Source organism: Sphaerisporangium flaviroseum, from assembly GCF_039537005.1.
Classification (GTDB): domain Bacteria; phylum Actinomycetota; class Actinomycetes; order Streptosporangiales; family Streptosporangiaceae; genus Sphaerisporangium; species Sphaerisporangium flaviroseum.
Genome location: NZ_BAAAZR010000004.1, coordinates 52,604 through 65,771, shown reverse-complemented (window position 1 = coordinate 65,771; position 13,168 = coordinate 52,604). Strand labels below are relative to the sequence as shown.

Sequence of the window (13,168 nt, the reverse complement as noted above, 5' to 3'; positions counted from 1 at the left end):
CCGGGGACGCGCCCCGGCGCGTCCCCGCCCCTTCGCAAAGGACGACCGGGGTGGTCCCGCCACTCCGCCCCTTCGCAAAGGACGACCGGGGTGGTCCCGCCACTCCGCCCCTTCGCAAAGGACGACCAGGGTGGTCCCGCCACTCCGCCCCTTCGCAAAGGACGACCAGGGTGGTCCCGCCACTCCGCCCCTTCGCAAAGGACGACCAGGGTGGTCCCGCCACTCCGCCCCTTCGCAAAGGACGGCCGGGGTGGTCCCGCCATCCCGCCCCCTCCAAAGAACGGCGGGGGTGGTCCCGCCACCCCACCCCTTCGCAAAGGACGGCCGGGGTGGTCACTCCACCCCACCCCCTCCAAAGGACGGCCGGACCGGCCCTGTCAGCCGGCCCGGCCGTCCTTTCCTTGCCTCCGTCCTTCCCTTGCCTCCGTCCCTGGTGCACTCGACACCTGTACGCGTAGGCAGCATTTCCGGCGGCTGTTGCGCGGGGGTGGCTACTTCCGGGTAGGGTTTCCGCGGGTCGGGTGTTACCGTTGGTAACGCCTGGCTAGCGTGGGCGTTTCCAGATATGGCACAGCTCAGGACCCTCTGAGGAGTTATCGAATGGCTGAGAGCGCTACCGACTTCTGCCCGGAAATGAGCGATGACGTCCGCGAGGTACGCGACTGGGTTCACGAGTTCGCCGCCACCGTGATCCGCCCGGCCGGCGCCGAATGGGACGAGCGCGAGGAAACCCCCTGGCCCGTCATCCAGGAAGCCGCCAAAGTGGGGCTCTACTCGCTGGACTTCTTCGCCCAGCAGTGGTTCGAGAAGAGCGGCCTCGGCATTCCGGTGGCGTTCGAGGAGCTCTTCTGGGGTGACGCCGGCATCGGCCTCTCGATCGTGGGTACCGGCCTGGCCGCCGCCGCGCTCTCCTCCAACGGCACACCCGAGCAGATGGGGGAGTGGCTCCCGCAGATGTTCGGCACCGTCGACGACGTCAAGCTCGGCGCCTTCTGCGCCTCCGAGCCCGACGCGGGCTCGGATGTGGGCTCTATCCGCACCAGAGCCGAGTACGACGCCGCTAAGGACGAGTGGGTGATCAACGGCGTCAAGACCTGGGCGACCAACGGCGGCATCGCCAACGTGCACGTCGTCGTGGCATCGGTCGACCCGGGGCTCCGCACGCGCGGCCAGGCGTCCTTCGTCATCCCGCCGGACGCCCCCGGGCTCTCGCAGGGACAGAAGTTCAAGAAACACGGCATCCGCGCCTCCCACACCGCCGAGGTCGTCCTGGACAACGTCCGCGTCCCCGGCCGCTGCCTGCTCGGCGGCAAGGAGAAGCTGGACGCCCGCCTGGCCCGCGTACGGGAAGGCGGCAAGAGCGGCGAACAGGCCGCCATGCGCACATTCGAGACCACCCGGCCGACCGTCGCCGCCATGGCCGTGGGTATCGCCCGGGCGGCCTACGAGTACGCGCGTGACTACGCCCGCGAGCGCGAGCAGTTCGGCCGCAAGATCGGCGAGAACCAGGCGATCGCCTTCCTGCTGGCCGACATGGCGACCCGGGTCGACATCGCCCGCCTCATGACCTGGCGCGCGGCCTGGATGGCCCGCAACGGCCGCACGTTCCACCAGGCCGAGGGCTCGATGTCCAAGCTTGTGGCGGGGGAGACGGCGGTCTGGGTGACCGACCAGGCGATCCAGATCCTCGGCGGCGCCGGCTACACCCGCGAACACCCCGTAGAACGCTTCCACCGCGACGCCAAGATCTACACCATCTTCGAGGGCACCAGCGAAATCCAACGCCTCCTCATCGGCCGCGCGGTCACCGGCCTGCCCGTACAGTAACGTTTACGCACGTCACAGCCCTGATGCAGTCATCACGCGATAGCCTTCGAGGGATCAGCGCCCCCCGAACAACGTTCCAGTTCAGATAGCCAAATGCCCGTTTTCCTCGTTCGTCCCCGTCGCTTCCGAACACGGTGCTGAGTTGGTGCTGACATTTGAGCTATACCCCATACCGGTGTACCAGGCTAGCCTGACCTGCACGGACGAATTTTCGACACCCGCACTCTCACTCCACGTCTCCAACGGCATGTACGAGGTGAGGGTTCGCGGTAGATGCATCCCCTTCAAGAACAAGAACGCAGCCGGCGAGATACCCCGCCAACAGCGCCTTGGCGGTGTCTCCAACCGCCTGATCGCCGGGTAGGAAGCCCGGGTGATGGAGACCGGTTCCGGGCTGACCATCGACGCCCACGAACATCATCAAACTCGGAGCAACTTCTGAATAGAACGCAAAGTCGTCGGACCCACACGACCGCAAGTGCGTGTCTACAGAGAATCCGGCATTCTCGAGGTGAGCGCCGGCCACGCGGGCAAGCCGGTCATCGTTGACCAATGCAGGCTCACCTGATGTGAACACGATCTCCGCTTGACAGCCATACGCCGTTCCTGTGCTCACAACCACCTCGGTCAAGGCCACGCGGAGTGCGGAGCGGTCGGACTCTGAGAGCGTACGAAGGGTGCCCCGTGCGAGCGCTTCTGCGGGGACAACGCCAGGGGCGGTACCGGATTGCAGGACTCCTACGGACACGACCGCAGCGTGCGTCGGGTCCGTTCTCCGACTCACAATCTGCTGCATGGAGACGATGATCTGGGCCAGCGTCAAGATGGGATCACGAACCAGGTGGGGATAGGCCGCGTGCCCGGGGTGGCCTGTAACGCGGATGAGGAAGTCATCCACTGCGGCGTTGACGGGGCCCGGAGCGGCGGCGACCGTGCCTTCGGCTAAAGCCGGTTGCACGTGTGCGCCGATGACGGCACGGACATCATGGCCGACGAAGGCCGGATCTCGAACGATGTCGTACGCTCCGGAGGGCAGAGATTCCTCTCTGGGCTGGAGCACAGCGAGCAGCCCGACAGGCAGCGGGACCGTCGCAGCGGCACGACACAGAGCCGTCAGCGCAGCCATGTGAACGTCGTGCCCGCAGGCGTGCATTTTCCCCGCGGGCGCTGCCCAACTTACCCCGGTGGTTTCGACCAGAGGCAAAGCGTCGAGTTCGGCCCGCACAGCGACACAGGGGCCGTCGGCGGGGCCGATGCGAATCAGGCGTCCGGTGCCGGCGATCGGTTCCGAAGGCGGTGTGCCGAGTGCTCGGACCACAGCCCGTGCGGTCTCCTCTTCGTGGCCGGACAGCTCGGGCCGAGCGTGCAAGGCGCGGCGCAGTATGAGGGCGTCAGATAGTTGCGCACTCAGCGCTGTGCGGAGCTGCTGACCCCACGAGGTTATCGGTTCAGTACGCATCGGCATAGACCGCGCATAGCGCTTCGTCATCGAGATGACCGACCGCTTGGAGTTCCTCCCGCTTGACAGCGAGGTAGGTCGTCAAGAGGTCCGGCGGCAGCCAGCCGGTCACCGTCTCGTCTGCTTCGAGCTCTTGCAGCGCCTCGTGAAGGGAGCGGGGCAGATCCTCCGGTTGGAGCGACGCGGGTTGGTCGTTGACGGTCGCGCCGGCCAGTGGCGGCATGGGCAAGCGGTTGCGCAGCCCTTCGAGCCCCGCTCTGACCAGCGCGCCCATGGCGATCCACGGGTTGGCCGTGGCATCCGCCGCTCGGTACTCAAGGTTGAGCTGAGACGCCGGGTTTCGGCCCGCACGGTCAACTGTCGCAGGCAACCTCAGCAGGGCTTCACGGTCTTGGTCGGCCAACACGGCTCGTCCAGCACTCCAGTTGCCAGGTCTCAGTCTCCGATATGACAGCGGGCTGGGAGCTGTCAACGCGAGCAAAGCCCGTGCGTGCTGGAGGATCCCGGCGGCGAATGAGCCTGCGGTCGCCGAGAGCCTGCCCGGGCGGGTTGCATCGAAAGTCGCAGGCTCGCCGTCGACCGTCCACAAGCTCAGGTGAATGTGGACTCCGCTTGTGGCAGCTGATGGCGCTGGGACGGGGCTGAAGCTCACCGGGATGCCCAGCTGCCGGGCGACGTGCCGAACGGTCTCACGGAACAGAATGGCCCTGTCGGCGCTGACCAGTGCTTCGGCCGGCTGCAGTGTGAGTTCCCACTGGTGCGAGCCGAACTCCGGAAGCCAGGTCTCAGGCTCCAGTCCTGCTGAGCTGAGGGCGTCGACCAAACGGGAACCTAGCGGCTCGCCGGCGAGCATGGCCTGCAGGCTGAACGGATGCTGACGGGGAGACTCCTCGAGCGTCACGAACTCGTGCTCGAATGTCGACTTCACCGTCAGCCCGGTCTCGGTGCGCAGGTCGTCGAGAGCCCGGCGAAGGAAGTCTCGGGGACAACAATGCCACGTTTCCCCACTTGGGGCCTTCATATCAGCGAGCATGATCGCCAAAGAAGGATTGCCGGATAGATCCGGAAGTTCGGTGTAGGTGTCGAAGTCCGGGATAAGGCGCAGGTCACCATGCGAGCCGAAGGGGTTCGGCGAGGCCAGAGTCGAGAAAGGGGTGATGGCCAGGTTCGCCGGCACCCAACCGACTCCCGTGTCCAATGCCTGTGGCAAGCGCCGGCTCGGAACCGCCCGGCCGCGGCACACTCCTGACAGGTCGGACGTCACGATGGCCGTCAGTGTGGCGGCAGAGCCTCTGAACGATCCTTGCGATCGAGACGAGGAGGTGGGCTTACTGGTGGCGTCGACGGACGGGACATCGGTCTGCAGCGGGTTCGCGGATCGCGATGTCGCCTCGGCGAAGCGGGCGTCGGCGTTCATGACCCTGACATCTCCGAGAGGTGCCCGAGCACGGCGTCAACTTCCTCAACAGTGTTGTAATGACAGAACCCGAGGCGCAGCAGGCCCTCCTCGATGTCCACGCCGAGATGCCGGACCAGATCGAGGGCGTAGAAGTTGCCGTTCCACGCGTAGACCTGTCGTTCGGCGAGTTGCCGGGCCAGGCTCGATGGCGGCGCCAAGGACCCCAGCAGGCCGAATGTCGCAACACGTTGGGTGGGGCTGTACTTGGCCGGCCCGAACAGCCGCCAGCCGGAGAGTTGGCCGAGCCCGTCGAGGAAGCGCTCGGCCAGTCGCCCTTCGTGGGCAGAAATCGCCCTGTAGGCGCTGGTCAGGCGGGTCGTCAGGTCTTCACCGCCGCCGAGGGAAGCGATGTGGTCGACAGCGGCGACGAAGCCGGCAAGCGCTTCGTGGGACAGCGTGCCTGTCTCAAAGCGGTGACCCGGTGGCAGGATCCCCGCCGGACGGACCCGTTCGGCGGGCAGGGTCTCGGCGAGGTCGGGGCGGATCCAGGCCATGCCCATATGGGGGCCAAAGAACTTGTACGGCGAGCACAGCACCACATCGCAGCCGATGCTCTTCACGTCGATGCGTCGATGGGCGGCGTAGGCGACGGCATCCACCCAGGCCAACGCTCCTGCTTGATGCGCCAGATCAGTGGCCTGGCGCGCGTCGGAGACCGAACCGATGGCGTTGGACGCCAGGGTGAAGGCGACGACACGGGTCCGAGGGGTCAGCTTTGCCGCGAGATCGTCGAGGTCGAGGCGCAGATCGTCGGTAACGCCGACTTGCCGCACGACCAGTCCCCGGTCTTCCGCCAGCAGGAGCCACGGGGCCACGTTCGCGTCGTGGTCCAGGGTCGTTGTCAGGATCTCGTCCCCTGGTTCGAGTGTTCGCCCTATCGCTCGTGTCAGCAGGAAGTTCAGCGTGGTCATGTTCTGGCCGAAGGCCACGCCGACCGGGTCGCCGTTGACGAAGCTTCCGCCGTATTCGCGTGCCTTGAGAATGAGCTGGTCGGTGGCGATGCTGGCTGCATACTCGCCCTCGATATTGGAATTCGTTTCGATGAGGTAGGACGTCATGGCTTGGACGACCCGCTGAGGAACCTGAGTTCCCCCTGGCGCGTCCGCGTAAATGATCGGAGTTCCATCCTCGCCGGACCGCTGGAGGGCTGGGAACTGTTGCCGGACACTTTCGAGGTCAAGCGGGGGCGTGGTCGGCTCGCTGGCCTGACCGGGAGAGAGGTCTGTGGTCACGATTTCTCCATGGTGATCCGGGAGGTCGGAGCCGCACGACGGAGGCCAGCGGCCGGCGGGATCCGCTCCGAGTCCATCTGCGGCGACCGGCAGCCGTTGTCCCAGAGTTCGACTTGCAGGCCGGCGTCGGTGATCTGGCGTTGCACCGCGGTGCGGACTTCCGCCGGTACGGCCAGGATCGCGCCGCCGGAGAAGCTCGAGTCTTCGCGCCGTAGCGACTCGGCGATGGCTTCGGGTGGCTGTACGTGCAGCCCCCGGACGCCGAGACTGGGATAGGTGTCGGCGCACAAAAGGAGGCGACCGCCCGGCCCCTCCATCACGCCGATCACGCCCAGGAAATGGCCGACGTCCCAATCGGCCGGTGGAGTGACCACGTCCTCGCCGAGGAGGTAGCGGATCGCGTGGGACATGGAAGCATGTGATCCCCACAGGAAACGAGTCGCCGCATTGAGCAGAAGCACCGCACGAGGCTGCGCTGCGGCCAGGGCCGCAAGTGCCAGCACGGTCTCTTCCGTCCATGGGCCTGCGGTGGGGATGCCGGCGACGGAACCTCCGGATACGACTTCGAGGGCACGAAGAACCCCTCCGGGCGCGGTGCCTGCCAATTCGACATCCGGCGTTGTGGGGAGATCGAGGACATAGTCCCTCCGCCCCAGCTGGCCTGGTGGCAGGCTGTCGGCCGCGTCCGATGACAGGGAGAGCAGCGTCCCGGCGGCGATGGCAACCTCGTCTTGGGTCACCTGAGTGCCGGTAAGCGTCTCTAGCGCGAGCGACGCCCAGAATGCACCGCACAACTCGTCCTTCTGGGGCATAGAGCGAGCATGCGCTTCCAGAAGCGCGGGTGCGTCAGGCATCAGGTGCGTGGAGATGCTGGACATTGGGCGGCTTCTTGCTTCCTCGTGTGGTGGGCGGGTCGACCGGATGCGCCGGCTCGTCAGCGTCTCCGTCGGGCGGACGCTACGGCATTCCTCGGGCGGCTCAGTCATCCGTGCCCTGCGCATCGCTCCGTGCCCTGGTCCTGTCCGGACTCGTCGACTCCTGAGTGACATCGGGAACATCAGCAGCCCCGGAGATGTCCGGTGCGGGTGCATCGCGGCCGGCCTCAGCGGAGTCCAACTCGGCCCTGGCCAGCTCCGCCCCGATCCGGACCGCCAGCGACGGCCTGAGGAGCACGACGACGAGCCCCAGAATGCACCATGCCCCCGCGAAGTACGGGAAGAGGTTGTAGGGACTGGACTGCCCGGTCGATTGCACGTAGAAGACGTAACCGGCGAAGACGGTGCCGAGAGCGGCAGGGATGGCGGCAAGCCATGAGGTGACGCGCCGCCGCACGAGATGCGCGGCGGCCGCGATACCGACCATTCCGTATGCCACCAGCAGACACAGCACACCCAGGGTGGCGTAGTAGAAGTAGGAATCGGTTGCCGTGGTACCGCTGAAGGCCATGACGGAGCTGATGACCACGGCGACCACCAAGGTGGAGATGGCAGCCACCGCCGGGGCGCCCGATCGAGAGAGCCGCGACAGAACCGAAGGCCCGAAGCCGTCCCTGGAGAAGGCGAACAGCATGCGGCTGGCCGCCGTGCAGGATGCCAGAAGTGACGCGAACGCACCGGCCATGGCCACGAAGAGCAGGGCACGCGCCGCCCACAGCCCGACGTAACTTTCCGCGAGATCCCCGAGAGGGGTCGAACTTTTCGCGAATGCCGCTACTCCCGCGTCACCCGTCCCGAAGCCGTTGGTCTCCGCCACCATCACGATGACGAAGACAGGAAGCGAAAGAGCGATGATCCCGATCAGGGCCCGGGGGATGTTGCGCCGGGGGTTGGCGGTTTCCTCGCCCAACGTGGCGATCGACTCGAAGCCGGCCCAGGAAAGGCACGCGAAGACGGTCGCCGCGGCTACTGCCGAGAATTCCGTACCGGCGGGAAGCGTGAAGACGTTCAGGTCAAGCGACTGGTTGGATGGGGCGGTACCGCCGCCGAGCTTGGCGAAGACGACGACGATGAGGAAGGCGATCAAGGCGACGCCGATGCCTTCCAACACCAGCAACGTACGCGTGGCCATCCGGGTGTCGCGGGTGGTCAGCCAAGCCGCACCGACGGCGGCGATCACCCCGAGGAGCAGCCACGGGACGTGGGGCACGCCGATACTCTCGAGGAACGCTTGAGTGAACAGGGCCGACGCCGGCACGGTGCAGACCGTAGACAGGATGTAGTAGCCGAGCAGGGCGAAGCCGGAGAAGAATCCGGCGCGTGGACCAAGTGTCGCCCCGACCAGCGCATAGGCGCTTCCGGCGTGGTTGTACCGTCGGGTGAGCACCGCGAAGCCGTATGCGATGAAGGCGATTCCTATCCCGCCCAAGATGAATACCAAGGGCACGGCTTTCCCGACCAGCGCCGCCGGAGCCGAGCCGTTCAGCGACAACGCCAGCGTGGGCGCCATGACACCCAACCCAAGGGCGGCTGCCCCCCAAAACCGCAACGATCGCTGCAGACCGGCCATGAACGTCCTCCAGAAAAAGGGCCTCTGGCGAGCCCAATTGGCAAGATGGTCGTCCTCTGATCTGCGCCCTGTCAAGAGCTGATCTAGAATCTGACCGTGACCGAACCGGGGATCGGCGATGCACAGCCGTCGCCGTCCGCTCCAGAACAGTTGGCCATGAGCCTCCGACGCGGGATCGCCCTCGGCACGTTTGAGCCGGGAGCGAGACTTCCGAACGAACGCACGCTCGCGGATCGCCTGGGCGTCTCCCGGATGACCGTGCGAGCAGCAATGAGAATGCTCGCCCTCGAAGGGCTCGTGACCACGTCACGAGGCCGTAGCGGCGGCACTTTCGTTGCTTCCACGCCCATCCAAGAGGCTTATGGCAGCCAGGAAGCACAGGGGATCGACCGCTTCGTCGCGCAGGTTCACGACAACTTCGAAGTCAGGCTCGCCGTCGAGCCGCTAGCAGCGCAGCTCGCGGCGGAGCGCGCCACCGCCCCTGAACGCGCCACCGTACTTGACCTCCTTGACACAAGCGTGTCCGGTATCCGGCACTACCGGATGCTCGACTCCCGATTTCACCTACTGATCGCACAAGCCTCGGGCAACACATCCCTGGCCCAGATCATCGAGGGACTGCGCACCGAGTTCTTCCTGTGGGCGGACGCCGCCTGGGCGCGGCTCGATTGGGACCTCCTCACGCCACCAGAGCAGGACTTCGGGCTCACCCATCGACGGCTTGCCGAGGCCATCGTCGATGGAGACCCTGACCGGTCTCGCGCCCTGATGGAGGCACACATCGAGGACGGCCTCCGCCAACTCAAGTCGGTCATCGCATCGGCATCACGCACGCATCCCAGCTGACCGCCCGCGTTCCGCATAATTCGTTCCGGCTGGAGCCTGTAACCTCGGGGGTATCTCAGCGCCCCCCGAACCACGTTCCAGTTCAGATAGCCAAATGCCCGTTTTTCCTCGTTCGTCCCCGTCGCTTCCGAACACGGTGCTGAGTTGGTGCTGACATTTGAGCTATACCCCATACCGGTGTAACGGGCTAGCGTGATCATCATCACGGGTGAGCCGCGCTAGCACTTCAGCACGGCGCCAGGTGTCACATGGGTCCTGAGGCATGGGGGGACTGTACGGGGTGTTGGTGTTTAATCTCTCTGCGACAGAGCCGTTAACTGGACACACCCTTCCAGCCCGGCTCCGGGCTGAGGTCGTCCACGACCGCCAGTGTGAAGGGCCTCCCGCGCGGATCCGTGCGATACCGGGAAAGTGACCGTGGGTCGCGAGTTCACGTTGACGCGCCGGCTCGGCCCCGTCGGTGCAGGGGTGCTCAGTGGCTGTGGTCTTCGCGGGGGCGGTTGAGCAGCAGGTCGGCGGCGCGGGCAAGGACCTGGGCACGGGTGCGGTCGCCGTGGTCGGCGGCCAGGAAGTGCTCGCCGATTGCCAGGCAGAAGGCCAATATGCTGCGGGCCTCGACCTCCTCGGCATCGGAGCAGAAGGTGCCGATCAACTCGCGCAGCAGCGCCATGCGCCGGTTGTCCACCCGTCGCAAGCGCTCGGCGACCGCCTCCTCGCGCCGGGCCCAGTCCCGGATCGCGAGGTCGATGGGCAGCAGGCGGCCGCTGGAGAAGGTGAGCACCCCCGCGCGTTGGATCTTGGCCCTCGGGTCGCCGCCCTCGCGCTCGATGCGTTCGATCACCTGGTCGGTGCTCTCCCGCTCCCAGGCGTCCAGCATCGCCTTCAGCAGCGCGTCCCGGTCGGTGAAGAACCCGTAGAACCCGCCTTTGGTGACGCCGAGCTTCTTCGCCAGCGCCTCGACGCGGACGGCATCCGGGCCGCCGGTCGCCAGCGCCTGCAGCCCTTCCTCGATCCACCTGTCACGCGGTGTGCGAGTTGCGCCCACGATGTGTCTCACCTCACCTCTCCCCCGTGTATACGCCACCGTATAAGCGGGCTAACCTCAGCTTATACGGTGGCGTATATGAGCGGAGACAATGAGATGACTGTTGGCGGCGTCGGGGAACAGCGGATCTGGCGCGGTCGGCTCGGTCTGCGACTCGGCCGAGGGCGATCGCGGGACACCGGCGCCGCAGCAAAGATCGCACAGCTGACCGAACGAGCCGCCTTCGCCGACGCGAAGATCGAAAGGCGGGCGGCGCATGCCCAGCGGTGAGTACCTGCGCTACGTCGCCCTGGGCGACAGCCAGACCGAAGGGCTTGGTGATGGCGATGACATCACCGGCCTGCGCGGATGGGCCGACCGGCTGGCCGAACAGCTCGCGGCGGGCGTCCCCGGTCTCCAGTACGCCAATCTGGCCGTACGCGGACGGCTGGCCGCCCAGGTCCACGCCGAACAGCTCGAGCCCGCCCTGGCCCTGCGCCCCGACCTGGCCACCGTCGTGGCCGGAGTCAACGACCTGTTGCGACCCCGGTTCGACGCCGACGAGGTGGGCGGCCACCTGGAGGCGATGTTCGCCGCGCTCACCGCACAGGGCGCCCACGTGGCGACCGTCACCTTCCCCGACATCGCACGGATCATTCCGCTCGCCCGCCCGCTCAGCCCTCGTGTCGCCGCGCTCAACCACCGCATCCGCGTCGCCGCCCGCCGTCACGGAGTCACCGTCGCCGAGACCTCCCACCACCCCGTGACCACCGACCCGCGCCTTTGGAGCCAGGACCGGCTGCACGCCAGCCCCCTCGGACACGAACGGATCGCCGCCGCCATCGCCCACGCACTGCAGCTTCCCAACAGCAGCGAGGCGTGGATCCACCCGCTCTCCTCCTTGGCGGTCACTCCCTCCCGGTGGCGCGCTGGGGCGACTGAACTGCGCTGGGCCGCAGCCTTCCTGGGCCCCTGGCTCGGCAGGCGCCTGCGCGGCCGCTCCTCAGGCGACGGCCGAACCGCCAAGCGGCCGCTGCTCACACCGGTGATCGGCGCAGATCGAACGATGCCGGGCCGGTCGTCGGCGTCGTAGCCGACCTCGGCAGGCTCACCGTCGACCGAGAGCCGCGACCGTTCCTCAATCGCTGACAACCGTCTTGGTCGGGTCGTGTCGGGGTGGTCTGCCGGCCAGGCAATCGTGTGGCAGACCGGCACCGCCCGGCTGCTGCCCCGGCTGCTGGCCGGGCGCAAGACCGGCCCGTTGTTTCTCACCGACCGCAAGGCGCGCCCCTCGGTGGCGCTGGTCGACGTCGACCCCCGTACCAGCCGCGCCCGGCTGTCGTACCGACGGGCAGCGGAGGTGTTGGAACAGCACACCACCGACCTACCGGGCGGGCCCTACACGCTGCACCGGCTGCGCCACTCCGGCCTGACGCACGCCGCCGAGGACGGTGCCTCCACACCGATGCTGATGGCGCTGTCCGGGCACACCTCGGTGCGATCACTGGCCAAGTACGCCCGGGTGTCGGCCGAGGTGCTCGGCCGGTGGCAGGCCGGACGCGGGTGGTCGTGATGGATGGCCTCGCGGTGAACGGCGCTGTCGATGGCAGGGTTGTCGACTTGAATGCCGGGCGTCAGGTGAGCAAGCGTCGTGGTGGTCATCGGTCGACATGGTGGCGGTGACCGCGAGGGGCGTGGAGGTCACCGTGCCAGACGACATCAGCGGAGTGAGGCTCCAAGTCCAGACCGGGAGCCGGATCGTCGGCTACCGCAGCGGCGCGTCAGAACCCTTCGTTCGACGACGGACGGGTGATCGGAATGTCTGCCGTCACCAATGCTTCGAGCTCCCTGGACAGCCGATCGGTCGCCATGCTTCACCAGGTCGAGCCGGTGCTTCAGAACGATGGTGGAACGCAGATCAGAAAGGTCCGGGCTGTCTTGGCCGGGTGGGGCTACCGTCTCGGCCGAGACGACGACAAGCTCCTGCCGATGGTGGCCTGCCAGCTGTTCCTACTCAACCGCAGCCCCCACCTCGAGGACCTGGCCACCGAACTGTTCGACCGAGTCCGGGCCGAACGGCTCTTTGGCAGCGGCGCGCGCCTCAACACTCTGCACGCCGTTCAACGCGCGGTCGCCGATCTCGGATTCTGCCGCCCGCCGGTCCTGACTGCCGGCCGCACCACGCCCAAAGCCGGAGGGGCACCGCAGGTCTGGACGCAGCGGACAGACCATCCGCGGCAACGCCTCCGACGTGCTCGCCCGCGACGCCATCTGCCTGCTGGACGTCCCTACCCACAAGACCGGGACGTCGTTCACCAAACCGATCGACCCGCTCATGGGCGAGGCCATCCAGGCCTGGCAGGCCATCCGACCGGCCCAGCCCAAGATGGTTGACCGCCGCACCGGTGAACAAGCGGACTTCCTGTTCGCCTTCCGAGCCCGGCGTGTCCCGGCGACCTACATCAACGGCACGATCATCCCGCTGCTCTGCCGCAAAGCGGGCGTCCCCGCAGCCGACGTCCGCGGCAACATCACCAGCCACCGGGCCCGGTCCACGATCGCCTCACAGCTCTACAACGCCAAAGAACCCATGACCCTGTTCGAGCTGCAGGCCTGGCTCGGACACCCGCTCCCCGCAGTCCCGAAAGAGCCCCGGCCTGCGGGGCCGATCATCGAGAGCCCTCGCACCGGCGAGGGCTCTTTCACGACGCGGGACCCGGGGAGCCTGTGGATCAGGGGCGCGGCGGGTTGTGGGGTGCGCCTAGCATGAAGGGCCTGTCGTCCCCCTGAGGAGGTTCGGGTGCTGCCGGGCACGG

Annotated in this window: 11 protein-coding genes; 5 read left to right on the top strand and 6 right to left on the bottom strand. The window is 67.1% G+C overall.

Translation table 11 applies throughout. The features are described from left to right. Window positions 1–600 precede the first annotated feature (600 nt). Complete coding sequence (locus ABD810_RS12050; RefSeq protein ID WP_344938022.1) at window positions 601–1,827, top strand: acyl-CoA dehydrogenase family protein; 1,227 nt, start codon at window positions 601–603, stop codon at window positions 1,825–1,827. A 226-nt stretch (window positions 1,828–2,053) separates the two neighbouring features. On the opposite strand, the gene ABD810_RS12045 is transcribed toward ABD810_RS12050, so the two are convergent. The 5 genes from ABD810_RS12045 to ABD810_RS12025 all read right to left on the bottom strand — a co-directional run bounded on the left by ABD810_RS12045 (window position 2,054) and on the right by ABD810_RS12025 (window position 8,482). After that, the gene (locus tag ABD810_RS12045) at window positions 2,054–3,286 is read right to left on the bottom strand and encodes a M20 metallopeptidase family protein (RefSeq protein WP_344939012.1); all 1,233 of its coding nucleotides are present in this window, start codon (window positions 3,284–3,286) and stop codon (window positions 2,054–2,056) included. Continuing rightward, on the bottom strand, window positions 3,276–4,703 hold the full coding sequence (locus ABD810_RS12040) for a glutamine synthetase family protein (RefSeq protein WP_344938020.1): 1,428 nt from the start codon (window positions 4,701–4,703) through the stop codon (window positions 3,276–3,278). The genes ABD810_RS12045 and ABD810_RS12040 overlap by 11 nt, the downstream gene beginning before the upstream one ends. Beyond that, entirely contained in the window at window positions 4,700–5,977 is a 1,278-nt protein-coding gene (locus tag ABD810_RS12035) for a cysteine desulfurase-like protein (protein WP_344938018.1), read from the bottom strand. The genes ABD810_RS12040 and ABD810_RS12035 overlap by 4 nt, the downstream gene beginning before the upstream one ends. Further along, window positions 5,974–6,855, bottom strand: coding sequence for a DUF6885 family protein (locus tag ABD810_RS12030; protein WP_344938016.1), 882 nt, complete (start codon window positions 6,853–6,855; stop codon window positions 5,974–5,976). Before ABD810_RS12030 ends, ABD810_RS12035 begins: the two co-directional genes overlap by 4 nt. 100 nt (window positions 6,856–6,955) lie before the next feature. Further along, the gene (locus tag ABD810_RS12025; RefSeq protein WP_344938014.1) at window positions 6,956–8,482 is read right to left on the bottom strand and encodes an APC family permease; all 1,527 of its coding nucleotides are present in this window, start codon (window positions 8,480–8,482) and stop codon (window positions 6,956–6,958) included. A gap of 96 nt (window positions 8,483–8,578) precedes the next feature. On the opposite strand from ABD810_RS12025, the gene ABD810_RS12020 reads away from it, so the two are divergent. Further along, the gene (locus ABD810_RS12020; RefSeq protein ID WP_344938012.1) at window positions 8,579–9,328 is read left to right on the top strand and encodes a FadR/GntR family transcriptional regulator; all 750 of its coding nucleotides are present in this window, start codon (window positions 8,579–8,581) and stop codon (window positions 9,326–9,328) included. A 472-nt stretch (window positions 9,329–9,800) separates the two neighbouring features. On the opposite strand, the gene ABD810_RS12015 is transcribed toward ABD810_RS12020, so the two are convergent. Beyond that, window positions 9,801–10,385, bottom strand: a complete 585-nt coding sequence (locus ABD810_RS12015; RefSeq protein WP_344938010.1) for a TetR/AcrR family transcriptional regulator — start codon at window positions 10,383–10,385, stop codon at window positions 9,801–9,803. Between the two features lie 244 nt (window positions 10,386–10,629). Here ABD810_RS12015 and ABD810_RS12010 point away from each other — a divergent pair, with 244 nt between their 5' ends. The 3 genes from ABD810_RS12010 to ABD810_RS12000 all read left to right on the top strand — a co-directional run bounded on the left by ABD810_RS12010 (window position 10,630) and on the right by ABD810_RS12000 (window position 13,122). Continuing rightward, on the top strand, window positions 10,630–11,445 hold the full coding sequence (locus tag ABD810_RS12010) for an SGNH/GDSL hydrolase family protein (RefSeq protein ID WP_344938008.1): 816 nt from the start codon (window positions 10,630–10,632) through the stop codon (window positions 11,443–11,445). A gap of 75 nt (window positions 11,446–11,520) precedes the next feature. Next, complete coding sequence (locus tag ABD810_RS12005) at window positions 11,521–11,925, top strand: tyrosine-type recombinase/integrase (protein WP_344938006.1); 405 nt, start codon at window positions 11,521–11,523, stop codon at window positions 11,923–11,925. A gap of 678 nt (window positions 11,926–12,603) precedes the next feature. Beyond that, window positions 12,604–13,122 (top strand): hypothetical protein, encoded by a 519-nt coding sequence (locus ABD810_RS12000; RefSeq protein ID WP_344938004.1) that lies wholly within the window; start codon window positions 12,604–12,606, stop codon window positions 13,120–13,122. Window positions 13,123–13,168 lie beyond the last annotated feature (46 nt).